Consider the following 26,706-nt stretch of genomic DNA (forward strand, 5'->3'; position numbering starts at 1 on the left):
GCGCCCGCGTCAGGAGCGGACGCGCTTGCGCAGCACGTCGATCCGCGACTGCAGCTGCGCGACAGTGGCGTGCGACACCGCGGGGCCGCCGCAGATGCGCCGCAGCTCGGCGTGCACCAGCCCGTGCGCCTCGCCGGTCTGGCGGGCATAGAGGCCGACGAGGCTGTTGAGCAGCTGCCGCTGCTCCTTGAGTGTGCGGTGCAGGGCCTGAGGCAGAGCGGGCTGCTCCGGAGCGCCTTCCGACCCCGCCTGCTCAGCCTGGCGATCATGCGCTTCACGGGCGTGGCGGTGGCGGGTCTGGCGGGACTGCCGCTGCATGAGCAGCTCGTGCACGTGTTCGGGTTCGAGCAGGCCGGGGATGCCCAGGAACTCCTCCTCCTCGGGCGTGCCGGGAACGGCGAGCTGACCGAACTCCTTGCCGTCGAACAGCACCCGGTCGAAGTGTGCGAGCGAGCCGAGCGCCTGGTACGTGAACTCCTCGGTGAGCGCGTCCGACGCCTTGTCTTCGCGCTCGGCCGCGTCCATCAGGTCTTCTTCGGCGTTCCATTCGTCCTCGCCGGCACTGTCGCGGTCGAGCGCGTGATCGCGATGCCGCTCCATCTCGTTGGCGAGGCCGAGCAGCTGCGGCACGTTGGGAAGGAACACGCTCGCGGTCTCGCCACGGCGGCGGGCGCGCACGAAGCGGCCGATCGCCTGGGCGAAGAAGAGCGGAGTCGACGCGCTCGTGGCGTAGACGCCGACGGCGAGGCGGGGCACGTCCACGCCTTCCGACACCATCCGCACAGCGACCATCCACCGGCTCGTCGAGGCGGAGAACTCCTCGATGCGGCTCGACGCCTCGGCCTCGTCCGACAGCACCACCGTCGGAGCCTCGCCGCTGATCTCGCGCAGGATCGCGGCGTACGCGCGCGCGGCGGTCTGGTCCGTCGCGATCACCAGTCCGCCGGCATCCGGCACGTGCTCGCGCACTTCGGTGAGGCGCCGGTCGGCCGATCGGAGTACCGCGGGAATCCAGTCGCCCTCCGGGTCGAGCGCGGTGCGCCAGGCCTGCGAGGTGATGTCCTTGGTGTTGTCCTGCCCGAGATGCGCCTCCATCTCGTCGCCGGTCTTGGTGCGCCACCGCATGTGGCCCGCGTACACGAGGAAGATCACAGGGCGGACCACGCCGTCCTCGAGCGCGCGGCGGTAGCCGTACGCGTAGTCGCTGCGCGAGACCCGGATGCCCTTGGGATCAGGGTGGTACTCGACGAACGGGATCGGCGCGGTGTCGCTGCGGAACGGTGTTCCGCTGAGGAGCAGACGCCGGGTCGCGCGTGCGTAGGCCTCGCGCAGCGCGTCGCCCCAGCTCAGCGCGTCGCCGCCATGGTGCACCTCGTCGAGGATCACCAGCGTGCGCGCGTCCATCGTCAGACGCTGATGGACGGATGCCTTCACCGCGACCTGCGCGTACGTCACGGCGACGCCGTGGTACTGGCGTGCCGGGGCGACGTGACGGTTGCTGAAGGCGGGGTCGAGGCGGATGCCGACGCGGGCCGCGGCATCCGCCCACTGGGTCTTGAGGTGCTCGGTCGGCGCGACCACGACGACGCGGTTGACGATGCGGCGCCGCAGGAGCTCGCTCGCCAGGCGCAGGGCGAACGTCGTCTTGCCGGCGCCCGGCGTCGCCGCCGCGAGGAAGTCGCGCGGACCGCCGCCGGGTCCGTCGGGGCCGTCCATCCCGAAGTACAGGTCGAGCGCCTCGGCCTGCCAAGCACGCAGGCGCTGGGCGGTGCCCCACGGTGCGCGCTGCGGGTAGGTCGGCGACAGGTGCTCGGCTGCGAAGCTGCCGATGTGCGGCTCGGCGATGTGCGGCTCGGCGCTGTGCGGCTCGGCGCTGTGCGGATCGGCGCTGTGCGGATCGGCGATCGGGGTCGAGGGGGACGCGACGTGCGCTTCGATCGTCGTTTCGTCCGTCACCGAATGCACCTCCCCCGTAGACAACGAGTCACCACGATAGACGACCGGCACGACATCGAGGGTCGGCGACCGGGGGTAGCCTGATTCTCGGTCACGAGCCGAGGAACGGAAGACGGATGCCCACGACAGAAGATCCCCGCGCTCCCTACGCCGAGAACGCCGAGACGCACCCCTGGCGGCGCTATGTCGCCCTGGGCGACTCGTTCACCGAGGGGGTGGGCGATCGCGAGCCGGCGGCGCCGAACGGCGTCCGGGGGTGGGCGGACCGGGTCGCCGAGGTGCTGTCGGAGCAGGTGGACGACTTCGCGTACGCCAATCTCGCCGTCCGCGGGCGCCTCATCTCGCAGATCGTCCACGAACAGGTGGAGCCGGCCATCGCCCTCAAGCCCGACCTCGTGACGTTCTCGGCGGGCGGCAACGACGTCATCCGCCCGAACGGCGACCCCGACCGGGTCGCGCAACTCTTCGAGGACGCCGTCGTGCGGCTCTCGCGCGACCACGCCACGGTGGTCGTCTTCACGGGCATCGACACCGCGTTCACGCCGGTCTTCCGCGGTATCCGGGGCAAGGTCGCCATCTACAACGAGAACATCCGTGCGATAGCCGACCGGTACGACTGCATCGTGGCGGACCAGTGGGCGCTGAAAGAGGTGCAGGACATGCGCTTCTTCGATGACGACCGTCTGCACTACAACACCCTCGGCCATCACGAGGTGGCGCGCATGGTGCTGCGGGCGCTGAACGTCCCGAACGACCTGCAGCCGATGCAGCCCGACCCGCTCCCCCTCCGCACGTGGCGCGAGGCGCGCGCGGTCGACCTGGTGTGGGCGCGGGAGTACTTGGTGCCGTGGGTGCTGCGGCGCGTGCGTCACCAGTCGTCGGGCGATCATGTGACGGCCAAGCGCCCCGACCCGCTGCCGGTCATCACGCTGGCGCCCGGGCAGCAGGGTTCCCGTTCGGCGCCCACGGGCGACGCGGACCTCGCGGACCGCCCCGAGGAGGTCTGAGGTGGCGACCCATCTCGTCACCGGAGCGGGATCCGGGATCGGTGCGGCGCTCGCCGAGCGGCTCGCCGAGCGCGGTGACGACCTCTGGCTGCTCGTGCGCGATGCCGGTCGCGCCGTACAGCTGCGCGAACGCTTTCCCGACGCGCAGACTCTCGTGGGCGACCTCTCCGACCCGGCACGCCTGTCGTGGGCGTTCAGTCACCAGAGCGTGCCGCCGCAGCTCGACTCGCTGATCCACGTGGCCGGCGTCGTCGAGCTCGGCGCCGTCGGCGAGACGCCCGTCGCGACCTGGCAGCATCAGCTGAACGTGAACGCCGTCTCGCCCGCCGAGCTGACGCGGCTGATGCTTCCCGCCCTGCGCGCCGCGCGCGGGCGCGTGGTATTCGTGAACTCGGGCGCCGGGCTGCGGGTGAGTCCCGAATGGAGCTCGTACGCCGCGAGCAAGTTCGCGGTCCGCGCCATCGCCGATGCGCTCCGTGAGGAGGAGCGCGCCCACGGCGTGCGCGTGACGACGGTGTACCCGGGACGCACGGCGACGCCCATGCAGGAGAAGGTGCACCAGCAGGAGGGCGCGGATTATGACGCCTCCCAGTGGATCGAGCCGGCGTCGGTCGTCTCCGCGATCCTCGCAGCGCTGGATCTGCCACGGGATGCGGACCTCACCGAGCTGACGATCCGCCCGGGCGCCTGAGCGGACGCCGCCCCGCCGGCGTGACCTCGGCGCGACGCAGGTCAGCGCGTCCGCAGCTCCCACAGCGCGACCGCGCTCGCCGCAGCCACGTTGAGCGAGTCCACGCCCGCGGTCATCGGAATCGTGACGACCGTGTCGGCGACCTGGAGCGCGCTGCGGGACAGGCCGTTCCCCTCAGCGCCCAGCATCAGCGCGACCCGCTCGGGCCGCCGAGCGCTGAACTCGTCGAGCGCGACGGCGTCGTGGGCGAGCGCGAGGGCTGCGAGCGTGAACCCGGACTCGTGCAGCACGGCACCCGCTTCTCTCCACTCGGGCAGCCTCGTCCACGGCACCTGGAACACCGTCCCCATGCTCACCCGCACACTGCGCCGGTACAGCGGGTCGGCGCAGCGCGGGCTGACGAGCACCGCATCGGCGCCGAGCCCGGCGGCCGCGCGGAAGATGGCGCCGACATTGGTGTGGTCGACGATGTCCTCGAGCACGACGACGAGCCGTGCGCCGGCGACAACCTCGGCGACGGTCGGCAGCTCCGGCCGATGCATCGACGCGAGGGCGCCCCGGTGCACGGCGTAGCCGGTGAGGGCTTCGGCGATCTCCGGAGCGACGACGTAGACCGGCACCGCTGTGTCGGCGAGCACCTGCTCGATATCGCCGAGCCACTTCTCCTGCACGAGCACCGATCGCGGGCGATGCCCCGCCCGGAGCGCGCGCGCGATGACCTTGGCGGACTCGGCGATGTACAGGCCGCCTTCGGGCTCGAGCACGCGCCGGAGCGCGACATCGGTGAGATCGCGGTAGTCCGCGAGTCGTTCATCCGCGGCGTCGGTGATGTGGATCGCGTGCATCGGGTCCCATCGTCGCACGCGCCGACGGCTCAGACGCGCGTGCCGACCGCCGTCCAGGCCCGAGCCGTCACCGCGAAGGGCCCGTCGCCGAGCTCCTCGCGCAGGGCGCGCTCCAGCCGGGCCACGCCGACCGCATCGAGTGTCGCGACATAACGCCCCGCCGGCCCGACGCCGAGGAGGAAAGGCTGCCACCAGTCGTCGAAGCCGCGCAGCGCCACGGTGCTCTCGACGACCGTCTGCGTCACGTCCCCGAGGCCCGCGCGCTCGAAGATCTCGACCAGCTGTCCTTCGGCGGCACCGCTGAGGGAAGCCTCGCCGCGTACACCGGCGTCGAGACGGCGCGCGATGCGCCAGAAGTCCGAGAGGGGCCCACCGCCCCCGGCGTGATCCCACACGCACGCCGAGACACGTCCGCCGACGGCGGTCACGCGCGCCATCTGACCGACGCCCCGCACCGGATCGGTCATGAAGTGCACGACGAGCTGCGCGAGCGCTGCCCCGAACTCCCCGTCGCCGAACGGGAGGTCCTCGGCGGCGGCCACGCGCACATCCGCGCCGGGGCAGGCCTCGGCGGTCGCCGCTGCGAACACCGGCTCGGGATCCACCGCGCTCACTGCCGCCGCTCCCCGGCGTCGCGCGAGCTCGAGCGTGAGCATGCCCGGTCCGCAGCCGACGTCCAGCACACGTGTCCCGGGGTGCACGCCTTCGAGCCCCACCGTGGCGAACGACACGGCCAGCGGCGCAGAGAAGCGGCCCATGAACCGCGCGTATGACTCCGCGCTGACACCGCCGAAGCTGCCCACGCGCTCATCCTGGCACGCGGGGGGCCGCCGTAACATCCCGGAAAACCGAGAGGCCTACACTCGACGCGAAGGGGGTGCGCCGTGACGACGATTTCGCCCGGACTGGACGCCCGGACGACGGATGCCGTGGCTGAGGCGATCGCCACGCTCTCGGGCCGCCGCATCGCGGTGCTGACCGGCGCCGGCGTCTCCACGGATTCCGGCATCCCCGACTATCGCGGCGCGGGCGCACCGGTTCGGACGCCAATGACGGTCGAGCAGTTCCTCTCCAGCGACACCTCTCGGCGGCGGTACTGGGTGGGCAGCCACCTCGGCTGGAAGGCGTTCGCGGCGGCCGAGCCCAACCCCGGTCATCGGGCGATCGCCGGCCTCGAGGCGCGCGGACTCGCCACCGGTGTCGTCACGCAGAATGTCGACGGCCTTCACGTCCGGGCCGGCAGCCGGCGCGTGGTGGAGCTGCACGGCACGATGCGCCGCATCTTCTGCACGCACTGCGGGCAGGTGTTCGACCGCCGCGACCTCGCCCGCCGCGTCGAAGACGACAATCCGTGGATCCGCGTCCCCGAGAACGTCGCGCTGGGGCCTGACGGCGACGTGCTCCCCGAGAGCACCGAAGGATTCCGCATCCCGGCCTGCAGCGTGTGCGGCGGGATGCTGAAGCCCGACGTCGTCTTCTTCGGAGAGTTCATCCCGGCAGAGAAGTTCCGGGAAGCCGAACAGCTGGTACACACGAGCGGAGCCCTCCTCATCGCCGGTTCCTCGCTCGTCGTGAACTCCGGCATCCGACTCCTCGAGCGTGCGCGCCGCCGGCGCCTGCCGGTCGTGATCGTGAACCGCGGCGTCACCCGGGCCGACGCCCGAGCGTCGGTCAAGATCGACGCCGGCACGAGTGAGGTCCTCCGGGCACTGGCCGACGGCCTCCCGTCCCTCGCCTGACGCATCTCGCGTTCAGGCGGCCCGGGTAGGGTCGTCGCATGACCGCTCTCACCCTGATCCGCCACGGCGAGACCGACTGGAACCGCGATCGGCGGATCCAGGGTGCGACCGACATCCCCCTCAACGACACGGGCCGCTCGCAGGCCCGCGCCACCGCGGCCGTGCTGCGCGAGCGCCTCGGCGGTGTTGATCGACGGGCGGGGGTCGTGCCGGCGACGATCGTCTCGAGCGATCTCGCCCGTGCCCGCGAGACGGCCGAGATCATCGCCGCCGAACTGGACCTCGCCGCACCGCGGACCTATCGCGGACTGCGCGAGCGCTCGTACGGAGAGGCAGAGGGCATCGACGTGGAGGAGTTCCGCACCCGCTGGGGCGACTGGCACAGCGCCGAGGTTCCCGGAGCCGAGCCGTGGCCGGACCTGCGCAGGCGGGGCATCGCGGCTCTCGGCCGCGTGGTCCGCGATCATCGCCGCGAGACGGCGCCTGGGGCCGCGAACCTCATCGTCGTGAGTCACGGCGCGCTGATCCGGGAGCTGCTCCGCCACGCCACGGCCGGCGAGCTGCCGCCGGCGGGCGAACGCCTCGCCAACGGGTCGACGCACGACTTCGTCTACGAGCGCGACCACCTGCGGCTCATCGCCTACGCGGGTCTCGCGGTCTGACGCCGACGGCGTCGCGACTCAGCCGTCCGCGCGCGCGAGCAGCGCGCGGGCGTGCCGCAGCACGGGCTCGTCGACCATGCGCCCCTCGTACGAGAACACCCCGCGCTCGTGCTCGGCGGCGGCGAGCACGGCGCGCGCCCACGCCACCGTCTTCTCGTCGGGCTGATAGGCGGCCCGGATCACGGCCACCTGGCTCGGGTGGATGCACGCCGTCGCGCGGAATCCGGATGCCGCGGCATCCGCCGCCTCGATGCCCAGGCGCTTCGCGTCGTCGATGTCGAGGTGCACCGCGTCGATCGCCGCCTTGCCGCGTGCGCCCGCCGCGACCAGCACGTGCGAGCGGGCGTAGCGCGCGATGTCGCGATAGCGGCCGTTCGGCTTGCGGCTGGATGTGCCGGCGAGGCTGGCGACCAGGTCCTCCGCGCCCCACATCAGCGCGCCCACGTTGTCGAGCGCCGCGATCCGGTCGGCCTGGGCGACTCCCTTCGCGGTCTCGCACAGCGCGATGACCTCGAACCGGGCGTCGATGCGCTTGATGCGCTTGGGCGACTCGGACTTGGCGACCATGATGCGCCGGTAGTCGGTCTGCGAGAGGGTGGCGAGATCGGCGGCGAACGCGTCGGTCTCGGGCGGATTGACGCGCACGATGACGCGGGCCGGGTCCAGCTCGGACTCGATGAGGTGACCCCGGGCCGCCGTCTTGTCGGCGGGCGTCACCGCGTCCTCCAGGTCGAGGATGACGGCATCCGCACGGTCGAACGCCTTCGCGTACCGCTCTGGCCGGTCTGCGGGGCAGAACAGCAGCGCGGGGCCGAGGTCGAAGCTCATGGGGTCCTCTCGGGGGTCTGCGGCGCGCACCACATCAGGGCGGTCCGCGTGGCCACCGCGACGACGTCGCCGCGCTGGTTGCGTCCGGTGTGACGAAGCGTCACGATGCCCTGCCCGGGCCGCGAGGCTGAGAGCCGCTTGTCGAGGACCTCGGTCTCGGTGTACAGCGTGTCGCCGTGGAACAGGGGCGCCGGGAACGAGATGTCGGTGAGGCCGAGCTGGGCGACGAGCGTGCCCTGCGTGATCTGCGAGACGGATGCCCCGACCATCGTCGCCAGCGTCCACATCGAGTTCATGAGGCGCTGACCGAACGGCTGCGACTCGGAGAACGCGGCATCCAGGTGCAGCGCCTGCGTGTTCATCGTGAGCGAGGAGAACAGCACGTTGTCCGCCTCGGTGGCCGTGCGACCGGGGCGATGCAGGTACGTCGCACCCATCTCGAGCTCGTCGTACCAGAGCCCCCGCTGCACGATCTCGGCGGAGCCGCCGGCGGCGGGGTCGTCGGCAGCGTCGGGCGTCACGTCTGTCACGCTACCCTCACGCCACGCCCAGTGCCCGGGCGATGACGAGCAGCTGCACCTCGTTCGTGCCCTCGCCGATCTCGAGGATCTTCGAGTCGCGGTAGTGGCGTGCGACCGGGTACTCGTTCATGAACCCGTTGCCGCCGAACACCTGCGTCGCGTCGCGCGCGTTGTCCATCGCCGCATCGCTCGCGGTGAGCTTGGCGATCGCCGCGTCGGTCTTGAACGGCTTTCCCGCGTCGCGCAGCCGCGCGGCGTGGTGCCACGCGAGGCGCGCGTTGTGCACGCGAAGCTGCATGCGGGCGAGCAGGAACTGGATGCCCTGCCTCGTCGCGAGCGCATCGCCGAACACCGTGCGCTTCTTGGCGTAGTCGACGGCGGCCTCCAGGCATCCCTCCGCCGCACCCGTCGACAGCGCCGCGATGGCGATGCGACCCTCGTCGAGGATGTGGAGGAAGTTGGCGAACCCGCGACCGCGCTCGCCGAGCAGGTTCGCCTCGGGTACGCGCGCGTCCTGGAACGTCAGCGGATGCGTGTCGGAGGCGTGCCAGCCGACCTTGTCGTAGCGCGGCTCGACCGTGAAGCCGGGGGTGCCGGACGGCACGATGATCGTCGAGATCTGCTTGCGGCCGTCCTGCTCCCCGGTGACCGCCGTGACGGTCACGAACCGGGTGATGGACGTGCCCGAGTTGGTGATGAACTGCTTCGAGCCGTTGATCACCCACTCGTCGTCCTCCAGCCTCGCCGTCGTACGCGTCGCGCCGGCATCGGAGCCTGCTTCCGGCTCGGTGAGCCCGAAACCGGCGAGCGCCTTGCCCGTGAGCAGATCGGGCAGCAGCGCCTGCTTCTGCTCCTCGGTGCCGAAGCGGAACACCGGCATCGCACCGAGACTGACGCCGGCCTCGAGCGTGATGGCGATGGACTGATCGACGCGGCCGAGCGCCTCGATCGCGAGGCAGAGCGCGAAGTAGTCGCCGCCCTGCCCGCCGTACTCCTCGGGGAACGGCAGGCCGAACAGGCCCAGCTCGCCCATCTGGGCGACGACGTCCATCGGCAGGGTCTTCGTGCGGTCGGCCTCGTAGGCCTGCGGGGCGACGACCTCGTCGGCGAAGTCGCGCACCATGCGGGCGAGCTCTCGCTCGTCTTCGGTGAGGTTGAAGTGGTCCATGGCTGCCTCGGGTCTCAGGAGGGGGTGTCGGATGCCTCGTGGGCGGGTTCTGCGGCGGTGACGTGCGCGAGCACCTGGTCGCGGCGCACCTGGTCGCCGGTGGTGACGTCGAGTCGCACGACGCCCGCGTGGGGCGCGACGACGGGGTGCTCCATCTTCATGGCCTCGATGGTCACGATCCGGTCGCCGGCGGCGACGGCCGCGCCGTCGGACACGTGGAGCGCGACGACCGCGCCCGGCATCGGGGCGCGCAGTTCCGGATCGGTGGCGGCGGCATCGCGCTCGCGGGCGGCGAGGCGCTTCTCCATCGCCTGCCGGCGGGTGAGGGCGCGCAGCCGATGTGTCTCGGCGCCGGCGTGGACCCAGATCCACCCTGCGGCATCCGTGGCCACCGTCACGCCCGGGGCGGGCGCCTTCGCAGTGGCGTGCGATCCGCCGTGCGGAACGAAGCCGGCGCGGCCGGATGCCGACCGCTCCGGGGCCTGTCGTGGGTCCATGGCGGAGAAGGAAGCCGGTGCGAGGTCGGGAGCGGCCACGACGACGATGGCGCCGTGCTCCTCCTCGACCGCGACCGTGCGGCCGACCGGTGCGCTCCCCGCGCGCCAGCCGGTGCCGGCGAGCCACAGCGGGCCTGCCGCCGCTCGGACCGGCTCGGCGCCGCGCACGCGCGCGAGCTCTCCGGCCACGGCTGCGGCGGCGAGCGCCGCGTCCCCCGGCTCCGCGGCGGTGTACGGCGGCATCCGGTCGATCAGTCCGGTGTCCATATCGCCGGCGCGGACGCCCGGATCGGCCAGCAGCGCCCGCAGGAAGCCGAGGTTGCTGTCGACGCCGAGCAGCACGGTCTCGGCGAGCGCGGCGCCGAGCCGCTCGATCGCCTGGGCGCGATCGCCGGCGTGGGCGATCACCTTCGCGATCATCGGGTCGTAGTCGGACGAGACGACGCTGCCCGACTCGACCGCGGCGTCCGTCCGCACCCCGGCAGGCTCGCGCCACACCAGCACGTCGCCGGTCGCCGGCAGGAAGCCGCGCTCGGGGCTCTCGGCGTACACGCGGGCCTCGATCGCGTGCCCGTCGAGGCGGATGTCGTCCTGCGCGACCGCGAGCCTACGGCCCGCCGCGACCAGGAGCTGCTGCTCGACGAGGTCGACGCCGGTCACGAGCTCGGTCACCGGGTGCTCGACCTGCAGTCGCGTGTTCATCTCGATGAAGAAGAACTCGTCGGGGCGATCGCCGGCCACGAGGAACTCGACGGTGCCGGCGCCGCGGTAGTCCACGCTCGCGGCGGCCGCGCACGCCGCGGCTCCGAGGCGCGCACGGGTGGCGGCATCCACCACCGGCGAGGGGGCTTCCTCGATGACCTTCTGGTGCCGGCGCTGCAGTGTGCACTCACGCTCGCCGAGATGGATGACGCTGCCGTGCGCGTCGGCCAGCACCTGCACCTCGATGTGGCGCGGGCGCTCGATGAGACGCTCCAGCAGCAGCGTGTCGTCGCCGAACGCCGCGGCGGCCACGCGCCGGGCCGTCGCCAGCGCCTGCGGCAGCTCGGACGCCCCGCGCACCACCTGCATGCCCTTGCCGCCCCCACCGGCCGAGGGCTTGACCAGCAGCGGATAGCCCGTCTCGGCCGCCGCCCCGGCGATCTCGGCGTCCGTCATCCCGACGGCGCTGAAGCCGGGGACCGTCGGGACGTCGTGCGCCGTTACGTGCTCCTTCGCGCGGATCTTGTCGCCCATCACGTCGAGGGCACGCTCCCCCGGGCCGATGAACACGATCCCGGCGTCGGCGCACGCGCGCGCGAAGCCGGCGTTCTCAGACAGGAACCCGTAGCCCGGATGGACGGCCTCGGAGCCGGTCTCGCGCGCGGCGCCGATCACCGCCTGGATGTCGAGGTACGACGCGGACGCGGCCGCCGGTCCGATGCGCACCGCGACGTCGGCCTCCCGCACGTGCGGCGCGTCGGCGTCGGCGTCGCTGTAGACGGCGACCGAGCGGATGCCGAGCCGCCGCAGCGTGCGGATCACCCGGCGTGCGATCTCGCCGCGGTTGGCGACGAGGACGGTCCCGAACGGGGGGCCGTCGACGGGATCGACGATCGCGGGCGTTGCCTCGCGGACCGAGGTGGGAGAAGAGGTCACGGGGATCACATCCGGAAGACGCCGAAGCGCGGTTCGGGCAGGGGTGTGCGCGAGACGACGTCCAGCGCGAATCCGAGTAGGTCGCGGGTGTCGAGCGGATCGACCACGCCGTCGTCCCAGAGCCGGGCGGTGGCGTAGTAGGGGCTCCCCTGCTCCTCGTACTGGGCGCGGATCGGCGCCTCGAACGCCGCCTGGTCCGTCTGCGACCACTCCTGGCCCCGTGCCTCCAGATGGTCGCGCTTGACGGTCGAGAGCACCGACGCGGCCTGATTCCCGCCCATCACCGAGATGCGGCTCGCGGGCCAGGTCCACAGGAACCGCGGAGAGTACGCACGGCCGCACATCGAGTAGTTGCCGGCGCCGAACGAGCCGCCGATCACGACGGTGAGCTTGGGGACGCGCGTGGTGGCGACGGCGGTGACCATCTTGGCGCCGTCCTTCGCGATGCCGCCTGCCTCGGCATCCCGTCCCACCATGAAGCCGGAGATGTTCTGCAGGAACAGCAGCGGCGTGCCGCGCTGGTCGCACAGCTCGATGAAGTGCGCGCCCTTCTGCGCGGATTCGCTGAACAGCACGCCGTTGTTCGCGACGACGCCGACGGGGTGGCCGTGGATGCGGGCGAAACCGGTCACGAGCGTGTCGCCGTACTCGCGCTTGAACTCATGGAACTCGCTGCCGTCGACGAGGCGGGCGAGGACCTCCCGCACGTCGTACGGCTGGTTGACGTCGACGGGGACGACCCCGTACAGGTCGGACGGTTCGACGACGGGCGGGACGCTCGGCACGACATCCCATGCGGGCGCGGCGGGAAGCGGCAGGGTGGCGACGATGTCGCGGACGATCTCGAGGGCGTGCTCGTCGTCCTCGGCGAGGTGATCGACGACGCCCGAGCGTCGGGCATGCAGCTCTCCCCCGCCGAGCTCCTCGGCGGTGACGACCTCGCCGATCGCGGCTTTCACGAGCGGCGGGCCGCCGAGGAAGATCGTGCCCTGGTTGCGCACGATGACGGTCTCGTCGCTCATGGCAGGCACGTACGCGCCGCCGGCGGTGCAGGAGCCGAGGACCGCGGCGATCTGCGGGATACCGGCTGCCGAGAGGCGGGCCTGGTTGAAGAAGATGCGCCCGAAGTGGTCGCGGTCGGGGAACACCTCGTCCTGCATGGGCAGGAACGCGCCACCCGAGTCGACCAGATAGACACACGGCAGGCGGTTCTCGAACGCGATCTCCTGGGCACGGAGGTGCTTCTTCACCGTCAGCGGGTAGTACGTGCCGCCCTTGACGGTCGCGTCGTTGCAGACCACCATCACCTGACGGCCGTGGACGAGGCCGATGCCGGCGATGACACCGGCGGCCGGGGCATCCCCGCCGTACAGCCCGTCGGCGGCGAGCGGTGCGATCTCGAGGAAGGGGCTCCCCTCGTCGAGAAGCCGCGTCACGCGGTCACGGGGCAGCAGCTTGCCGCGTGCGACATGGCGCTCCCGTGAGGCCGCAGGCCCGCCGAAGGATGCCGCTGCCAGCCGGTCGCGCAGCTCTCGAGCCAGCCCCTGCTGCGCCTCGTGGATGCGCACGAAGGTCTCGTCGTGCACCGCGGCGGTGCTCAGCACGCCCATCTGCGCCCTCCCGTGTCATCTCCGTCGACGTCACGATCGGATCACGTCCGTTGTCCTGACGCGATCGGATTGGTTAGTGTTCACTAACTGAGCTTCAGGTTAGCGACCATTAACTGGAATCACAAGCGGGGAACCGGAATGACAAGCGCCGCCACCGACCGCGATCGTGCGAAGGCCGACCGCCACGCAGCGATCCTCCGCGAGGCGGCCGCCCTGTTCGCCGAACGCGGCTTCAGCGGCGTCAGTCTCGAAGACATCGGCGGTGCGGTCGGCGTGAGCGGTCCGGCCCTCTACCGGCACTTCGCCAACAAGCAGGCGCTGCTGGGCGCCATCCTCGTCGAGGTGAGCGAGCGGTTGCTGGCCGGAGGCCGGACCGTGCTGACGGCCCATGAAACCCCCGCCGACCAGCTCGACGCGATCATCGCCTTCCACGTCGAGTTCGCGCTCCGCGATGCCGACGTTATCCGCGTCCAGGACCGCGATCTCGCCAGCCTCAGCGACGACGACCGCCACACCGTCCGACGCCTCCAGCGCGAGTACGTCGAGGTGTGGATCGGCATCCTCTCGACGATCCATCCCGAGCGGGACGAGGACGACCTGCGCGTGCGCGCCCACGCGTGCTTCGGCCTCATCAACTCGACGCCCCACACCGTGCGCGCCTCGCGGTCGCGCCCCGGGGAGCGCGACGTGCGCGGCATCCTCCGCGCGATGGCCCGCGCTTCGCTCACCGCCTGAACTGTCTGGGTGGCCTAATCTGGACGGACCATGTCGGGGGATGGCCACACGGACGACGCGCAGCCGGAGGATCACGGCGACGCGGAAAGAGTCATGCGACCGCGTGCGGAGGGCACCGACAGCTCGCGCCGCGACTTCCTGAAGCTCGGCGGCATCGCGACCGCAGGGCTCGTGGTCGGCGGCGCGGTCGGCGCTGCGGCAGGCGCCACCATCGGCCACGAGCTCGGCTTCCGCGAGGGATCACTCGATCTGGCCGCTCTGCCCGCGCGCTCGGAGCCCGGCTTCGATCATGTGGTCGTCGTCATGGGCGAGAACCGCTCGTTCGACAACCTGCTCGGCTGGCTGTACACGCCCGACACGCTCCCCGACGGCGCGACGTTCGACGGGCTCGCCTTCGGGGACTATGCCAACACCGCCCCGACCGGCGAGCGGATCGCGGCGCACACCTACAGCGGTCCCACCGACGAGGTGATGGGCCGGCCGAACCCCGACCCCGGCGAGGAGTTCCCGCACGTCAACACGCAGCTGTTCGGCACGGTGGCGCCCGCCGCCAATGCGACCAGCCAGATCGGCGACATGACGGCGCCCTTCAACGCACCGCCCTCCGGCACCGTGCCGACGATGGACGGATTCGTCCGCGACTACTGGAACAACGTCGAGCGGCTGCGCCGCGGGCAGGCACCCACGCTGGAGGAGGCCACCCACATCATGGGAAGCTTCTCCCCCGAGCAGCTGCCGGTGCTCTCCACCCTCGCCAAAGGCTTCGCCGTCTTCGACGCGTGGTTCGCCGCCGTCCCGTCGCAGACCTACTGCAACCGGTCGTTCTTCCACGCGTCGACCTCGCACGGCTTCGTCACGAACAAGCACGGCGGCGGCTACGACAAGTGGCTCGACGCGCCCGCGACGCCGACGATCTTCAACCGGCTCGAGGAGGCCGGCATCTCGTGGAAGATCTACTTCGACGAGATGCAGCTGGTGTCGCTCACGGGCATGATGCACGCCCCCGTGCTGGAGCAGTACTGGCGCACCGGCCGCTTCGGCCACATGTCGGAGTTCGCCGAGGATGCCGCGGCCGGGCGTCTGCCGGCCTACGCGTTCATCGAGCCGCGGATGGTCTACAACCACAACGACTTCCACCCGCCCTTCGGCGTGTACCGCGAGAGCGACATCGACGGCACGCCCGTGCTGGATTCCGCCATCTCGGACGTGCGTGCCGGCGAGAAGCTCATCGCCGATGTGTACAACGCCATCAAGGACAGCGCCACGCCAGACGGCTCCAACGCGCTCAACACGCTGCTGCTGATCACCTTCGACGAGCACGGCGGCACGTACGACCACGTCCCTCCCCCGGCCGCGGTCCCACCGGTCGCCGACGACGCACCCGGCGAGATGGGCTTCACGTTCGACCGGCTGGGGCTGCGCGTGCCCGCGATCGCCGTCTCGGCCTACACACGCAGCGGCACCATCGTCCACGATGAGCTGCACCATGGCGCCGTGATCGCGACGCTCGCACGCCTGCACGGCCTGCGTCCGCTCACCCGTCGCGACGCGACGGCGCGCGACCTGTTCTCGGTGATCAACCTCGACGCTCCCAGAGATCCGTCGACCTGGCCCGTCGTGCACCCGATGTACGTGCCGCCCAACTCGCACGAGGACGAGAGGATCGACCTGCGCGACAGCAAGCACAGGACAAAGCCGCTCAGCCCGCCCGGACGCGGGCTGCTGGGTCTGCTGCTCGCGCGCTACGCGCCGCCCGGTGCACCCGAGCCCGAGACCTACGCCGAGGCGTACGAGGTGCTCCAGAAGCACGGGCTCGGCCTCTTCTACCCGAAGAAGAGCTGACCGGCCGACCCCCAAGGTGCCGGCCGGCCAACGGCCTTCTATTGCAGCAGCATCGCCCGCCCGGGCTCGCGCAGGATGTCGGCGACGTCGACGAGGAAGCGTGACCCCTGCTCGCCGTCCACGAGGCGGTGGTCGAACGAGAGAGCGAGCGTCATCACGTCGCGCAGCGCGATCTCGCCGCGGTGCTCCCACGGCTGGCGCCGCACGGCTCCGAGGGCGAGGATGCCTGCCTCCCCCGGGTTGATGATCGGCGTACCGGCGTCGACGCCGAACACGCCGACGTTCGTGATCGAGAACGTGCCGCCCATCATGTCCGCCGGCGCCGTCCTGCCCGACCGCGCGGTCTCGGCGAGGCCGCGGATGGCGTCGGCGAGCTCGACCAGGGTGAGCTCCTGCGCGTCGCGGATGTTGGGCACGACGAGGCCCCGCCCGGTCGCCGCGGCGATGCCCAGGTTGACGTAGTGGTGCTCGACGATCTCGCCCGCCGCATCGTCCCACTTCGAGTTGAGGCCCGGGTGGCGCGCGAGCGCGAGGCATACGGCTTTGGCGGCCACCGCCATGATGCCGATCCGGTGCTCCTGGAGGGCGCGGTCCGCGCGCAGCGACGCGATCAGCTCGCTGGTCGCCGTGACGTCGACCGTCAGGAACGTGGTCACGTGCGGCGCCGTGAAGGCGCTGCGCACCATGGCCTCCGCGGTCACGCGCCTCACGCCCCGGATCGGCGTGCGCGTCGTGCGCTCGCCGGCCTCACCCGATCGCGGCAGCTCGAACGTCTCCACCGGCTCGGCGGACTCCGCGGCCACCGGGGCGACCGTGACCGCTCCGACGCGCTCCGCGTACGCCTCCACGTCGGCACGCGAGATCACGCCGGACGCGCCGGTGGCCTCGACGAGTGCGAGGTCCACACCGAGCTGCTTGGCGAGCTTGCGCACCGGCGGAGTCGAACGGGGGCGCTCGACCGCACGCTCCACGACATCCGCGAACTGGATCGCGTCGTGCGGAGCCGCTTCGAGCACCGCGGTGTCGGATGCTGCAGCCACGGTTCCCGCGACGCGTGCGCGACGCTGCGGCCGTGCGGCACTTCGGGGCGCGGCGCCGTAGCCGACGAGGTTCGGCTCGGACGCCGGGGCCGCAGCCGCGCTCACCGAGGCGGAGGCGGCTTCGGCCGACGGCGGAACCGCGGCGGGAGCGGGCGTGGGGGTGGGGGCGGTCGCGGCGGTGTCGAACGAGATCAGCACCGAGCCGACCGCCACGACGTCACCGGGGGCGGCGTGCAGGGCGGTCACGGTGCCGGCGTGCGGCGACGGCAGCTCGACGACGGCCTTGGCGGTCTCGACCTCCGCGATCGTCTGGTTGAGTGCGACGGTGTCACCCACGGCGACCAGCCACTGCACGAGCTCGGCCTCGGGAAGGCCCTCGCCGAGGTCGGGGAGACGGAAGTCCTGTGCCATCAGTCGCGCACCCCGCTCAGGCTGTTCGGCCGGTCCATGACACGATCGACGGCGTCGAGGATGCGGTCGAGGTCGGGCAGATGATGCTTCTCGAGCTTCGCAGGCGGGTACGGGATGTCGTGGCCGGTGACCCGCTGGGGCGCGGCCTCGAGATAGTTGAAGCACCGCTCGGTGACGCTCGCGATGAGTTCGGCGCCCACCCCGGCCTCCCGAGCAGCCTCGTGCGTCACGACGACCCTGCCGGTCTTGCGGACGGATGCCGTCACCGTGCGGTAGTCCACGGGCGAGATGGAGCGCAGATCGATCACCTCGATCGAGACGCCGTCGTCCTCGGCCGCGGTGGCGGCATCCAGAGCAGTGCCGACCTGCGAGCCGTAGGTCAGGAGCGTCACGTCGCTGCCCTCACGCGCGACGCGGGCGAGACCCATCGGCGGCGCGTCGGCCAGCTGCACGTCGAGATCGACCTCGCCCTTGGAGTGGTAGAGCCGCTTGGGTTCGAAGAAGACCACCGGGTCGTTCGACGCGATGGCCTGACGCAGCATCACGTACGCGTCCTGCGGGTTCGACACCGCGACGACGCGGAGCCCCGAGGTGTGGACGAAGTAGGCCTCCGGCGACTCGGAGTGATGCTCGGCCGCGCCGACGCCACCGGCCCACGGGATGCGGATCGTGATCGGCATCGTGACGTTGCCGCGCGTGCGGTAGCGAAGCTTCGCGACCTGGCACACGATCTGGTCGAACGCGGGGTACACGAATCCGTCGAACTGGATCTCGACGACGGGCCGGTAGCCGCGGAAGGCGAGTCCGACGGCGGTGCCCATGATGCCCGCCTCGGCGAGCGGGGTGTCGACCACCCGCTGCGCGCCGAACTCGCCGAGCAGTCCGTCGGTGATGCGGAACACACCGCCGAGCTTGCCGATGTCCTCGCCCATGACGAGCACCTTCGGATCGTCGGCCATCGCGCGGCGGAGTCCTTCGTTGATGGCCTTCGCCATCGTGAGCTGCGCCATCGTCACACCTCCTCGGGGGCGGGGGCGAACCCGTCGAGGTACGCACCGAACCACTCGCGCTGCTCGTCGATCCCCGAGTGGGGCTCGGCGTAGACGTTGTCGAGCACCGTCAGCGGTGCGCGGGTCGTGGCGGTCATCGCGGCTTCGCGGACCCCGGCGGCCAGCGCATCGGCATCATCCTCGACCGTGCCGATGAACGCCTCGTCGAACTCGCCGCGTGCGCGCAGCAGGGCCTCGAGCCGCGTGATCGGGTCGCGGCGACGCCACTTCTCGACCTCCTCCTTGTCGCGATAGCGCGTGGGGTCGTCGGAGGTGGTGTGCGGGCCCATGCGGTACGTCACGGCCTCGATGAAGGCGGGGCCCTCGCCGCGGCGGGCCATGTCCAGCGCCCAGCGCATCGCTGCGAAGCACGCGAGCACGTCATTGCCGTCCACGCGCATGCTGGGGATGCCGAACCCGGGCGCCCGGCCGGCGATCGGGAACTTCGCCTGCACCGAGACGGGCTCCGAGATCGCCCACTGGTTGTTGGTGCACACGAAGACGACGGGCGCCCCGAAGGAGGCGGCGAAGACCATCGCCTCGTTGACGTCGCCCTGGCTGGAGGCACCGTCGCCGAAATAGGCGACCGACACCTGGTCGGTGCCGTCGCGCTGCACGCCCATGGCGTAGCCGACGGCGTGCAGCGCCTGCGCGCCGATGATGATCTGCTGCGTGGCTGTGTTGATGTCGTAGGGGTTGTACGTCGAGTGCTCCTCGCCCCGCCAGGCGAGCACGAAGTCCGAGGGCTTGCCACCACGCGCGTAGACCACACCCGTCTCGCGGTAGCTCGGGAACGCGAAGTCGTCGGCGCGCAGCGCCCGCGCGGTGCCGATCTGGGTCGCCTCCTGCCCCTGGCAGGGCGGCCAGAGGCCGAGCTGGCCCTGCCGCTGGAGTGCGACGCCCTCGGTGTCGATGCGTCGCAGCAGCACCATGTCGCGGTACAGACCGCGCAGTGTGATGGCGTCGACGTCGGCGACCCAGCGATCGAGCTCGGGGTCGGCGATGCGCTCGCCGTCGGGTGTCAGCAGTCGCGCGACATCGTCGATGTCGGTGGCGAGATCCGCTGTCGGGGTCAGGGTGTGCGTCATCGTCATCACTCCTCGTTGCGGGCTCCCTCGTGAGGAGCCGCTTCGCGTCCGCCGGCTTCGTCGCCGGCTACCTCGAGGCTACGTCTGCATCGCACCTCGCTCAAGCATCCGTGCTCTGCTTGAGCATGTTGATAAGTCATGACCACCCAGACCGTGCTAACGTTTCGCACTATGAGTGCCCTCGATCACGTCGACCTGGAGCTGCTGGCAGCGCTCTCCGCCGATCCCCGCGCGACCGTCGTCGCACTCGCCGAACGGCTCGGCCTCTCACGCAACACGGTGCAGGCGCGCATGTCACGGCTGGAGAAGGCGGGAGTGTTCCTGTCGTACGAGCGGGCGATCTCTTCGGCCTCGTTGGGGTTTCCGATCGAGGCGTTCATCAGCGTCATCGTGCGCCAGGCGGATCTCCCGCGCATCGCCGTCGAACTCGCCCGGGTGCCCGAGGTCGTGCAGGCGCACGGCCTGTCGGGTCAGGTGGATCTGCTGGTGCGGGTCGCCTGCCGTGACACGCAGCACCTGTTCGACACCGACGCGCGCATCCTCGCCATCGAGGGCGTCGAGCGCACCGAGACGTCACTGGTGATGGGCGAGGTCATCGCCCACCGCGTCACGCCCCTGATGGACCTGGCTCGACGCGACTAGGGCGTGTCTGACAAATCCTCCGCCTGAACGATGGCGACGTTCAGGACCGCCACCTCGATCACTCAACGTCTGAGGATGCGGGCATCATGGAACGATGAGCGCCCGATCGGATCGTCTGCCGGTCGTGCTGCTGCATGGCTGGCCGGTCACCGAGGAGCATTGGCGACACCTGCTCCCCCTCCTCGACCAGGCGGGCTTCACCACCGTTCCGATCACCCTGCCAGGTCTCGGCGCGATACCCGACCAGCGCCCGAGCTTCCGCAAGGCCGACCTTGCGCACTGGCTGAGGGATGTGCTCGCTCGACGCGGGATCACGCGTTTCGCGTTGATCGGCCATGACTGGGGCGCCACGGTTGCCGTGTTTCTCGCCGCCGAGCTGGCTTCCGCAGTGACCGCGCTTGTCGTCGAGGAAGAGATCCTCCCCGGGATCGACATCGACATCCCCGCGCCGGGACGTGACCATTACCCGACATGGCACGGACCCTTCAACCGTGCAGCCGGTCTCGCAGAACGCCTCGTCCCCGGACGCGAAGCCGCCTACTACGGCGTGTTCCTCCAGCAGAGCGCAGGCCCGGCGGGACTCGATCCCGCCACGATGCGTTCGTACGTCGACGCATACTCCGCACGGGGCGTTCTCGAAGCAGGCCTCGGCTACTATCGCACCCGGAGTGAAGATCTCAGCGACGTCCAGGTCCTCGTCACGAACCAGGTCGCAACACCCGTGCTCGCGATCGGCGGGCGCTTCGCATTGGGCTCCGCCGTTGCCGACGGTGCGCGTCCCATCGCCAGGGACGTGACGAGTCTCGTTCTCGACGACTCCGGTCACTACCCACTTGAACAAGAGCCTGAACCAGGCGGGCGCGCTGTTGTCCAGTTTCTTCGCCGGCACAGTTCGACAACTGCCGCGCGCGGGCGATGACAGCGTTGAGGCCCAGGGCTCCCCCTCAGGAGAGCACAGCCGCCTCACCGCGTGGGTTCGCGGTCGACGATGCGTCGGCACGCACGAGCACGACGCCCACGAGGATCAGCGCCCCACCGGCGAACTGGATCGGTGCGGGCACCTCGGCGAGGAAGATCCACGCGAACATGAGGGCGAACAGCACCTCTGACAGCCCGACGAACGACGCCACACGAGAGCCGATGCGCGGAACCGCCATCACGCCGAGCGCGTAGCCGAGCGTCGTGGCGACGGCGGCCACCCAGAGCAGCGGCATCCACCATGGCACCGCGGTGCCGGCCAGCACGACCGAGACGGCGGGGGCCTGGAACGGCATGATGCCGGTGGCGCAGAGCACCCCCATCACGAGCGCGCCGGTCAGCAGGCCGCTCGCCGCCAGCGCCAGCGGTGGCAGGTCGTCGCCGGCGCGCTCGGAGATCACGAAATAGGCGCACACGCAGACGGCCGCCGCGAGTGCCAGCAGGGTGCCGATCAGATCGAACGACGCGCCCGAGATGTCGACGACGAGCACGAGGCCGACGATCGCGACCAGCGATCCCCACAGCACGAGCGCGGACGGTGCCCGCCGGGTGCGCACCCACACGGCGACCACCAGCATGACCGGCGCGAGGTACTGGATCAGCAGCGCCACGGCCACCGGCATCCGCTGCATCGCGGAGAAGAAGAAGAGCTGGCAGCCGAGCACGGGCATGAGACCGAAGCCGACGATGAGCCGCCAGTGCCGGCGCAGGAAGCCGCGCTGCCGCTTCATCGCCAGGAAGAGCGCCGGCGACAGCACGAGGCCGGCGACACCCATGCGTACGAGCAGCGCCGCACCGAGCGACCAGCCGGCTTCGAGGAGCGGCTTGATGAACGGCCCGCTCGACGAGAACGCGAGCGCCGAGGCGACGCCCATGATCAGGCCGGTGGTGCGCAGTCGTGCGCTCGAGCCGGGCGCCGAGCTCGGAGGGGCAACGGGAAGCGACGCGGTCGAGGTCATGGGCGGCATCCGACTGTCAGGAGTGAAAGGTGTTTACACTGGTGACAGTACCGGACCGGCTTGTCAGGAGTCAACGTGGTTTTCATTCATGACACGGAGCAGAACCTGCGCGCGGCGTCGTACCTGGTGAACACGCTGCCCGGCTACGACGACGAGGACACCCTCACCACCCTCGAGGACTTCGAGGACTACCTGCGCGTCAACCCGTACACCGGGCTGATCCGGCGCGACGCCGCCGAGCTCGCCGCCCTCCGCGACGTCCGGCCGCGCCTGCGGCAGCTATGGGAGGTCGACCGCGACGGCGCCGTGCCGCTGGTCAACGAGATGCTCCGCGACGGCAGGGCACTCCCCCGCCTGGTCATCCACGACGGATTCGACTGGCACATCCATGCGACCAGCGACGACGCTCCGCTGGCAACCCGGGTGCTCGTCGAGGCGGCGCTGGCGTTCGTCGACGTCATCCGCGCCGACGAGTACGACCGCGTGCGGATCTGCGCCGCGGACGACTGCGACGGCGTCTACGTCGACTTCTCGAAGAACGGCTCGAAGCGCTACTGCGACATCGGCAACTGCGGCAACCGCATGAACGTCAACGCGTATCGGCAGCGGAAGGCGCGACGAACCGCGTGATCGCGCCGGCGGCGGCCGCCGGCGTCTCGTAGTGGATCAGGTGCCCGACGTCGGGGATCTCCACGAGCTGCGCGTCCGCGAACATCGTCGCCAGGCGTCGCTCCGCCTCGATGGGCGTGATGTCGTCGCGCTGCGCGGCCACCAGCAGGGTCGGCTGGGCAATGCGCGGCGCGAACGCGCGCACGTCGTTCGACACCGACGCGAGGAACGCGTCGTGCAGCACGTCGCGGTCGGCGAAGCGCGAGAAGTAGGTGTCGTGCTGGTCGTGCACGAATCGTCGGATGCCGGGGTCCTTGGTCTTCGCCATCGACACGCTCATCACGCGCACGATGAGGCCGTTGCGCAGCAGCGCGTCGCCGAGCCGCTTCGGAAGCCTCGCCCCTGCCCAGTAGTAGAAGACGGCGAGCCGGGTGAGCACCCCCCGAGGACCCTCGAGCGCAGGCGCTCCGATGGGGTTGACCAGGATGACCCGCGGCGTCTCGAGGCCGCCCGCGACCGCGGCCGCCACGACGATGGAGCCGAAGGAATGGCCCAGGATCACCGCGCCCGGCGCGACCGCCCCGGCGAATTCGCGCAGCCACTCCGCGAAGAGGCCGAGGTCGTGCCGTCGCCCCGGCACCGGCGCGGTCTCGCCGAATCCCGGGAGGTCGGGCGAGATCACGCGCACCGCCGGAAGGTGCGCGACCACCGGCTCGAGTCCGTGATGCTCGCCCCGGAAGCCGTGCACCGCGACGATCGTGACGGCCGCATCGGCGGGGCCGTAGACCCAGTACGCCGTGACGCCGCCCAGCACGCCGACCTCGCGGCGCTCGACAGGGATCTCGTCGAGGAGAGGTGCGTACGGGTTCGGCGCGGTCACCCATCGAGTCTACGAGTCGCACCCGGGCCTCGCCTGTGCGCGGTGCGCCTGTGCTCCGATGTCGGAGGCGACGCATACCGTGATCGGCATGAGCCGCCCGCATCCCGAACAGCTGCCGCTGTGGGATGTGCCGGACTGGGTGCGCATGATCGGGGTGTTCGATCTCGAGACGACCGGCGTCGATGTCACCGCGGATCGCATCGTCACGGCGCACGTCGGACTGCTGGATGCCGCCGGCCGGGTCATCCGCGCGCGCGACTGGCTCGCCGATCCCGGCGTCGAGATCCCCGAGGGCGCGAGCGCGATCCACGGCATCTCCACCGCACAGGCGCGTGCCAAGGGACGCCCGGCGGTCGACGTCGTGGCCGAAGTGGTCGAGGCCGTCCGTGCTCTTCTGGACGCCGGCATCCCGGTCGTCGCCTACAACGCGCCGTTCGACTTCTCGCTGCTGAAGTACGAGTCGCTGCGCCATGGCGTCGTGCCGATCGAGAACCCTTCGCCGGTCATCGACCCGCTCGTCGTCGACAAGGCGTACGACCGGTGGCGCAAGGGCAAGCGCACTCTCCAGGTCGTCGCGGCGCACTACGCGGTGCCGCTGGATGCGGCGCACGAGGCGTCGGCCGATGCCGTCGCCGCCGGACGCGTCGCACAGGCGCTCGCCGAGCGCTTCGCCCCGTGGCTTCCCGACACCGTGCACGAACTGCACACTCGGCAGATCGGCTGGGCGCGGGCGCAGGCCGAGAGCCTCACCGAGTACTTCATCGGCATCGGCCGGCTGGATCCCGACGAGCGGCTCGACGGCCGCTGGCCGATCCGCTGATCCGTCCCAGGATCGCGCGATCGCCGGGCGGTCCGAGAAACGCAGAAGACCCCGCCGAAGCGGGGTCTTCTGATCCGGGGCGGGCCGGTGATCGATCGGCGCCGGAGCGGGCGGGCTTACTTGGAAGCGCCGCCGAAGTTCTTGAAGCGCTGGTTGAACTTCTCGACACGACCGGCCGAGTCCATGATGCGCTGCTTGCCCGTGTAGAACGGGTGCGAGGCCGACGAGATCTCGACGTCGATGACGGGGTACTCGACACCGTCGAGCTCGATCGTCTTGTCGCTGGTCACCGTCGAGCGGGTGAGGAAGGTCTCGCCCGAGCCGAGGTCACGGAACACGACGGCCTGGTAGTCCGGGTGGAGGTCAGTCTTCATGATGGTCCTTTGAGGGTGGTGCCCTGGATTTTGCCAGGGCGGTCAAAGTCTGGGGTGCGAGCGCACCAAAGAAGGATTCTATCAGTCTCGGGCGCGCTTGCCGAACCGGCCCTCGGGGGCCTCAGTGCGCGGCGCGCGCGGCGAAGCGGCCGCTGTCCTCGGTGAGGCGGATCGGAACGCCGAACGTGTCGGTCAGCGCCTCGGCCGTGAGCGTCTCGCGGATCGGGCCGGACGCCACCGCCTGGCCGTCGCGCAGCAGCAGCACGTGCGTGAAGCCAATCGGGATCTCCTCCACGTGATGGGTGACCATGATCATCGCGGGGGTCGTGGGCGCCTGGGCGTAGCCGCTCAGCAGGATCAACAGCTCTTCGCGCGCGCCGAGGTCGAGGCTCGCCGTGGGCTCGTCGAGGAGAAGCAGCTCAGGGTCGGTCATGACGGCGCGGGCTATCTGCACGCGCTTCTGCTCGCCGTCGCTGAGGGTGCCGAACGTGCGATCGGCGAGGTGGTCGAGCTTCCACTCGGCCAGCACCCGCAGGGCGCGCCGCTCGTCGATGTCCTCGTAGTCCTCGCGCCAGCGGCCCAGCACCGAGTACGCGGCCGTCAGGACGACGTTCAGGACCGTCTCCTCGGGCGGCACGCGACGCGCCATCGCGGAGGACGCGAATCCGATCCGCGGCCGCAGGTCGAAGACGTCGGTGCGGCCCAGCCGCTCACCGAGGATCGTCACGGTTCCCGAGGTCGGGTGAAGGAGCGTGTCGGCCATCTGGAGCACGGTCGTCTTGCCGGCGCCGTTCGGTCCGAGCACCACCCAGCGCTCGTCGTCGTTGATGGTCCAGTTCAGGTGATCGACGATGTTCCGGGCGTTTCGGCGGACGACGACGTCGGAGAACTCGAGCACCTGTGGCATGCTCACAGCCTATCGGCCGTCGGCGACGACCTCCGCGTAGAGCTCGGCCGTCTGGTCGGCGATGCGCTGCCAGCTGAAGTCCTCCGTCGCACGCCGGCGGCCCGCCGCACCGTACTCCCGGGCGCGCTCCGGATCGCTGACCACCTCGGTGAGCACGCGCGCGAGATCCGCGACGTACCGCTCGGGATCCGTCGGCGTTCCGGTGCCGTCCTGCACCTGCTCGATGGGCACGAGGCGCCCGGTGACGCCGTCGACGACCACCTCCGGGATGCCGCCGGTCGCCGTGCCGACTACGGCGGCGCCGCAGGCCATGGCCTCGAGGTTCACGATGCCGAGCGGCTCGTACACCGACGGGCACACGAAGGTCGTCGCGGCGCTGAGGATGGTGCACAGCTCGTGGCGCGACAGCATCCGGTCGAGCCAGACGACGCCGTCGCGGGTCTCCTGCAGGCCGCGCACGAGGTCTTCCACCTCCGCCATGATCTGGGGCGTGTCGGGCGCGCCGGCGGCGAGGATCACCTGCACGTCGGCCGGAAGGCGCTCGGCGGCACGCAGGAAGTAGGGCAGGCCCTTCTGCCGGGTGATCCGGCCGACGAAGACGACCGAGGGCCGCGCGGGGTCGATGCCGAGCTCCCCCAGCAGCGCCGGGTCCTCGACGGGGTGCCACGCGTCGACGTCTATGCCGTTGTAGATCACGCGCACGCGGTCGGGGTCCAGTGCCGGATAGCTGCGGAGGATGTCCTCCCGCATGCCGTTGCTGACCGCGACGATCGCCGCCGCGCCCTCGTAGGCCGACTTCTCGATCCAGCTCGATACGGCGTAGCCGCCGCCGAGCTGTTCCGCCTTCCACGGTCGCAGCGGCTCCAGGCTGTGGGCCGTCACGATGTGCGGGATGCCGTGGAGCAGCGACGCCAGCTGCCCGGCGAGGTTCGCGTACCAGGTGTGACTGTGCACGACGTCCGCGCCTGCGACATCCGAGACGATCTCGAGGTCGGTGCCCAGCGTCTGCACCGCCGCGTTCGCGCCGGAGAGCTCGGCGGGCACTCCGTACGACCTCGTCCCCTCCTCGTCGCGCTCGGCGCCGAACGCGCGCACCCGGACGTCCATGCGGGAGCGGAGCGCCTTCACGAGCTCCGTCACGTGCACGCCGGCGCCGCCGTAGATCTCCGGCGGGTACTCCTTGGTGACGATGTCGACTCGCATGTGTCGA

The 26,706-nt window shown here is 70.9% G+C and carries 26 protein-coding genes; 10 read left to right on the plus strand and 16 right to left on the minus strand.

The features are described 5' to 3' along the window. Positions 1-9: 9 nt before the first annotated feature. A complete protein-coding gene (locus MRBLWS13_RS03280) occupies positions 10-1,845 on the minus strand; it encodes a DEAD/DEAH box helicase (protein ID WP_349428970.1) in 1,836 nt (611 codons plus the stop codon). Between the two features lie 227 nt (positions 1,846-2,072). Between MRBLWS13_RS03280 and MRBLWS13_RS03285 the strand changes: the two genes are divergently transcribed. Both MRBLWS13_RS03285 and MRBLWS13_RS03290 read left to right on the plus strand, forming a co-directional pair. Continuing rightward, positions 2,073-2,963, plus strand: coding sequence for an SGNH/GDSL hydrolase family protein (locus tag MRBLWS13_RS03285; RefSeq protein ID WP_349427628.1), 891 nt, complete (start codon positions 2,073-2,075; stop codon positions 2,961-2,963). A gap of 1 nt (position 2,964) precedes the next feature. Then, complete coding sequence (locus MRBLWS13_RS03290) at positions 2,965-3,654, plus strand: SDR family oxidoreductase (protein WP_349427629.1); 690 nt, start codon at positions 2,965-2,967, stop codon at positions 3,652-3,654. A gap of 41 nt (positions 3,655-3,695) precedes the next feature. Here MRBLWS13_RS03290 and MRBLWS13_RS03295 read toward each other — a convergent pair whose 3' ends face one another. Together MRBLWS13_RS03295 and MRBLWS13_RS03300 are read right to left on the minus strand one after the other, a co-directional pair. Continuing rightward, positions 3,696-4,499 (minus strand): RNA methyltransferase, encoded by an 804-nt coding sequence (locus MRBLWS13_RS03295; protein WP_349427630.1) that lies wholly within the window; start codon positions 4,497-4,499, stop codon positions 3,696-3,698. Positions 4,500-4,528: 29 nt separating this feature from the next. Next, positions 4,529-5,302, minus strand: coding sequence for a methyltransferase domain-containing protein (locus MRBLWS13_RS03300; RefSeq protein ID WP_349427631.1), 774 nt, complete (start codon positions 5,300-5,302; stop codon positions 4,529-4,531). Positions 5,303-5,392: 90 nt separating this feature from the next. Between MRBLWS13_RS03300 and MRBLWS13_RS03305 the strand changes: the two genes are divergently transcribed. Further along, entirely contained in the window at positions 5,393-6,238 is an 846-nt protein-coding gene (locus tag MRBLWS13_RS03305) for a Sir2 family NAD-dependent protein deacetylase (RefSeq protein ID WP_349428971.1), read from the plus strand. Between the two features lie 38 nt (positions 6,239-6,276). Next, positions 6,277-6,900, plus strand: coding sequence for a histidine phosphatase family protein (locus MRBLWS13_RS03310; RefSeq protein ID WP_349427632.1), 624 nt, complete (start codon positions 6,277-6,279; stop codon positions 6,898-6,900). Positions 6,901-6,918: 18 nt separating this feature from the next. On the opposite strand, the gene MRBLWS13_RS03315 is transcribed toward MRBLWS13_RS03310, so the two are convergent. From MRBLWS13_RS03315 to MRBLWS13_RS03335, 5 genes are all read right to left on the minus strand, one after another. Then, complete coding sequence (locus MRBLWS13_RS03315) at positions 6,919-7,728, minus strand: CoA ester lyase (RefSeq protein ID WP_349427633.1); 810 nt, start codon at positions 7,726-7,728, stop codon at positions 6,919-6,921. Beyond that, positions 7,725-8,165: a MaoC family dehydratase gene (locus tag MRBLWS13_RS03320; protein ID WP_349428972.1), complete on the minus strand. Its 441-nt coding sequence runs from the start codon at positions 8,163-8,165 to the stop codon at positions 7,725-7,727. The genes MRBLWS13_RS03315 and MRBLWS13_RS03320 overlap by 4 nt, the downstream gene beginning before the upstream one ends. Positions 8,166-8,265: 100 nt before the next feature. After that, a complete protein-coding gene (locus tag MRBLWS13_RS03325; RefSeq protein WP_349427634.1) occupies positions 8,266-9,417 on the minus strand; it encodes an acyl-CoA dehydrogenase family protein in 1,152 nt (383 codons plus the stop codon). A gap of 14 nt (positions 9,418-9,431) precedes the next feature. Further along, entirely contained in the window at positions 9,432-11,510 is a 2,079-nt protein-coding gene (locus MRBLWS13_RS03330; protein WP_349428973.1) for a biotin carboxylase N-terminal domain-containing protein, read from the minus strand. Between the two features lie 47 nt (positions 11,511-11,557). Next, the gene (locus tag MRBLWS13_RS03335) at positions 11,558-13,162 is read right to left on the minus strand and encodes a carboxyl transferase domain-containing protein (protein WP_349427635.1); all 1,605 of its coding nucleotides are present in this window, start codon (positions 13,160-13,162) and stop codon (positions 11,558-11,560) included. Positions 13,163-13,300: 138 nt separating this feature from the next. Here MRBLWS13_RS03335 and MRBLWS13_RS03340 point away from each other — a divergent pair, with 138 nt between their 5' ends. Together MRBLWS13_RS03340 and MRBLWS13_RS03345 are read left to right on the plus strand one after the other, a co-directional pair. Further along, positions 13,301-13,897: a TetR/AcrR family transcriptional regulator gene (locus tag MRBLWS13_RS03340; protein WP_349427636.1), complete on the plus strand. Its 597-nt coding sequence runs from the start codon at positions 13,301-13,303 to the stop codon at positions 13,895-13,897. A gap of 93 nt (positions 13,898-13,990) precedes the next feature. Beyond that, positions 13,991-15,739, plus strand: a complete 1,749-nt coding sequence (locus MRBLWS13_RS03345) for an alkaline phosphatase family protein (RefSeq protein WP_349427637.1) — start codon at positions 13,991-13,993, stop codon at positions 15,737-15,739. Positions 15,740-15,777: 38 nt separating this feature from the next. On the opposite strand, the gene MRBLWS13_RS03350 is transcribed toward MRBLWS13_RS03345, so the two are convergent. Genes MRBLWS13_RS03350 through pdhA form a run of 3 tightly spaced genes read right to left on the minus strand, consistent with a single transcriptional unit; the run spans position 15,778 to position 19,333 of the window. Then, a complete protein-coding gene (locus MRBLWS13_RS03350) occupies positions 15,778-17,190 on the minus strand; it encodes a dihydrolipoamide acetyltransferase family protein (protein WP_349427638.1) in 1,413 nt (470 codons plus the stop codon). Continuing rightward, the gene (locus MRBLWS13_RS03355; protein ID WP_349427639.1) at positions 17,190-18,200 is read right to left on the minus strand and encodes an alpha-ketoacid dehydrogenase subunit beta; all 1,011 of its coding nucleotides are present in this window, start codon (positions 18,198-18,200) and stop codon (positions 17,190-17,192) included. Before MRBLWS13_RS03355 ends, MRBLWS13_RS03350 begins: the two co-directional genes overlap by 1 nt. Positions 18,201-18,202: 2 nt before the next feature. Continuing rightward, a complete protein-coding gene (gene pdhA, locus MRBLWS13_RS03360; RefSeq protein ID WP_349427640.1) occupies positions 18,203-19,333 on the minus strand; it encodes a pyruvate dehydrogenase (acetyl-transferring) E1 component subunit alpha in 1,131 nt (376 codons plus the stop codon). 165 nt (positions 19,334-19,498) lie between these two features. Here pdhA and MRBLWS13_RS03365 point away from each other — a divergent pair, with 165 nt between their 5' ends. Further along, positions 19,499-19,969, plus strand: coding sequence for an Lrp/AsnC family transcriptional regulator (locus tag MRBLWS13_RS03365; protein ID WP_331907206.1), 471 nt, complete (start codon positions 19,499-19,501; stop codon positions 19,967-19,969). Between the two features lie 94 nt (positions 19,970-20,063). Beyond that, entirely contained in the window at positions 20,064-20,888 is an 825-nt protein-coding gene (locus tag MRBLWS13_RS03370; RefSeq protein ID WP_349427641.1) for an alpha/beta hydrolase, read from the plus strand. Between the two features lie 25 nt (positions 20,889-20,913). Here the strand turns inward: MRBLWS13_RS03370 and MRBLWS13_RS03375 are convergent, their stop codons facing one another. Continuing rightward, the gene (locus tag MRBLWS13_RS03375; RefSeq protein WP_349427642.1) at positions 20,914-21,906 is read right to left on the minus strand and encodes a DMT family transporter; all 993 of its coding nucleotides are present in this window, start codon (positions 21,904-21,906) and stop codon (positions 20,914-20,916) included. A gap of 75 nt (positions 21,907-21,981) precedes the next feature. Between MRBLWS13_RS03375 and MRBLWS13_RS03380 the strand changes: the two genes are divergently transcribed. Then, positions 21,982-22,536, plus strand: coding sequence for a CGNR zinc finger domain-containing protein (locus tag MRBLWS13_RS03380; RefSeq protein ID WP_349427643.1), 555 nt, complete (start codon positions 21,982-21,984; stop codon positions 22,534-22,536). Here the strand turns inward: MRBLWS13_RS03380 and MRBLWS13_RS03385 are convergent. Then, the gene (locus MRBLWS13_RS03385) at positions 22,496-23,395 is read right to left on the minus strand and encodes an alpha/beta hydrolase (protein WP_349427644.1); all 900 of its coding nucleotides are present in this window, start codon (positions 23,393-23,395) and stop codon (positions 22,496-22,498) included. The genes MRBLWS13_RS03380 and MRBLWS13_RS03385 overlap by 41 nt on opposite strands. Positions 23,396-23,483: 88 nt before the next feature. Between MRBLWS13_RS03385 and MRBLWS13_RS03390 the strand changes: the two genes are divergently transcribed. Then, positions 23,484-24,215, plus strand: coding sequence for an exonuclease domain-containing protein (locus MRBLWS13_RS03390; protein ID WP_349427645.1), 732 nt, complete (start codon positions 23,484-23,486; stop codon positions 24,213-24,215). Between the two features lie 116 nt (positions 24,216-24,331). Here MRBLWS13_RS03390 and MRBLWS13_RS03395 read toward each other — a convergent pair whose 3' ends face one another. The 3 genes from MRBLWS13_RS03395 to glgA form a co-directional block, all read right to left on the minus strand. Continuing rightward, a complete protein-coding gene (locus MRBLWS13_RS03395) occupies positions 24,332-24,589 on the minus strand; it encodes a type B 50S ribosomal protein L31 (RefSeq protein WP_194415598.1) in 258 nt (85 codons plus the stop codon). 121 nt (positions 24,590-24,710) lie between these two features. Then, a complete protein-coding gene (locus MRBLWS13_RS03400; RefSeq protein ID WP_349427646.1) occupies positions 24,711-25,496 on the minus strand; it encodes an ABC transporter ATP-binding protein in 786 nt (261 codons plus the stop codon). A gap of 9 nt (positions 25,497-25,505) precedes the next feature. Beyond that, the gene (gene glgA, locus MRBLWS13_RS03405; RefSeq protein ID WP_349427647.1) at positions 25,506-26,699 is read right to left on the minus strand and encodes a glycogen synthase; all 1,194 of its coding nucleotides are present in this window, start codon (positions 26,697-26,699) and stop codon (positions 25,506-25,508) included. Positions 26,700-26,706 lie beyond the last annotated feature (7 nt).

Source organism: Microbacterium sp. LWS13-1.2 (genome assembly GCF_040144835.1).
Taxonomy (GTDB): domain Bacteria; phylum Actinomycetota; class Actinomycetes; order Actinomycetales; family Microbacteriaceae; genus Microbacterium.

Excerpts from the sequence above, each read along its gene's own strand:
- MRBLWS13_RS03285 (WP_349427628.1), top strand. The coding sequence starts at position 2,073 with ATGCCCACGACAGAAGATCCCCGCGCTCCCTACGCCGAGAACGCCGAG.
- MRBLWS13_RS03295 (WP_349427630.1), bottom strand. The coding sequence starts at position 4,499 with ATGCACGCGATCCACATCACCGACGCCGCGGATGAACGACTCGCGGAC.
- MRBLWS13_RS03310 (WP_349427632.1), top strand. The coding sequence starts at position 6,277 with ATGACCGCTCTCACCCTGATCCGCCACGGCGAGACCGACTGGAACCGC.
- MRBLWS13_RS03315 (WP_349427633.1), bottom strand. The coding sequence starts at position 7,728 with ATGAGCTTCGACCTCGGCCCCGCGCTGCTGTTCTGCCCCGCAGACCGG.
- MRBLWS13_RS03320 (WP_349428972.1), bottom strand. The coding sequence starts at position 8,165 with ATGGGTGCGACGTACCTGCATCGCCCCGGTCGCACGGCCACCGAGGCG.
- MRBLWS13_RS03325 (WP_349427634.1), bottom strand. The coding sequence starts at position 9,417 with ATGGACCACTTCAACCTCACCGAAGACGAGCGAGAGCTCGCCCGCATG.
- MRBLWS13_RS03335 (WP_349427635.1), bottom strand. The coding sequence starts at position 13,162 with ATGGGCGTGCTGAGCACCGCCGCGGTGCACGACGAGACCTTCGTGCGC.
- MRBLWS13_RS03340 (WP_349427636.1), top strand. The coding sequence starts at position 13,301 with ATGACAAGCGCCGCCACCGACCGCGATCGTGCGAAGGCCGACCGCCAC.
- MRBLWS13_RS03345 (WP_349427637.1), top strand. The coding sequence starts at position 13,991 with ATGCGACCGCGTGCGGAGGGCACCGACAGCTCGCGCCGCGACTTCCTG.
- MRBLWS13_RS03350 (WP_349427638.1), bottom strand. The coding sequence starts at position 17,190 with ATGGCACAGGACTTCCGTCTCCCCGACCTCGGCGAGGGCCTTCCCGAG.
- MRBLWS13_RS03355 (WP_349427639.1), bottom strand. The coding sequence starts at position 18,200 with ATGGCGCAGCTCACGATGGCGAAGGCCATCAACGAAGGACTCCGCCGC.
- pdhA (WP_349427640.1), bottom strand. The coding sequence starts at position 19,333 with ATGACGATGACGCACACCCTGACCCCGACAGCGGATCTCGCCACCGAC.
- MRBLWS13_RS03365 (WP_331907206.1), top strand. The coding sequence starts at position 19,499 with ATGAGTGCCCTCGATCACGTCGACCTGGAGCTGCTGGCAGCGCTCTCC.
- MRBLWS13_RS03370 (WP_349427641.1), top strand. The coding sequence starts at position 20,064 with ATGAGCGCCCGATCGGATCGTCTGCCGGTCGTGCTGCTGCATGGCTGG.
- MRBLWS13_RS03375 (WP_349427642.1), bottom strand. The coding sequence starts at position 21,906 with ATGACCTCGACCGCGTCGCTTCCCGTTGCCCCTCCGAGCTCGGCGCCC.
- MRBLWS13_RS03390 (WP_349427645.1), top strand. The coding sequence starts at position 23,484 with ATGAGCCGCCCGCATCCCGAACAGCTGCCGCTGTGGGATGTGCCGGAC.
- MRBLWS13_RS03395 (WP_194415598.1), bottom strand. The coding sequence starts at position 24,589 with ATGAAGACTGACCTCCACCCGGACTACCAGGCCGTCGTGTTCCGTGAC.
- MRBLWS13_RS03400 (WP_349427646.1), bottom strand. The coding sequence starts at position 25,496 with ATGCCACAGGTGCTCGAGTTCTCCGACGTCGTCGTCCGCCGAAACGCC.
- glgA (WP_349427647.1), bottom strand. The coding sequence starts at position 26,699 with ATGCGAGTCGACATCGTCACCAAGGAGTACCCGCCGGAGATCTACGGC.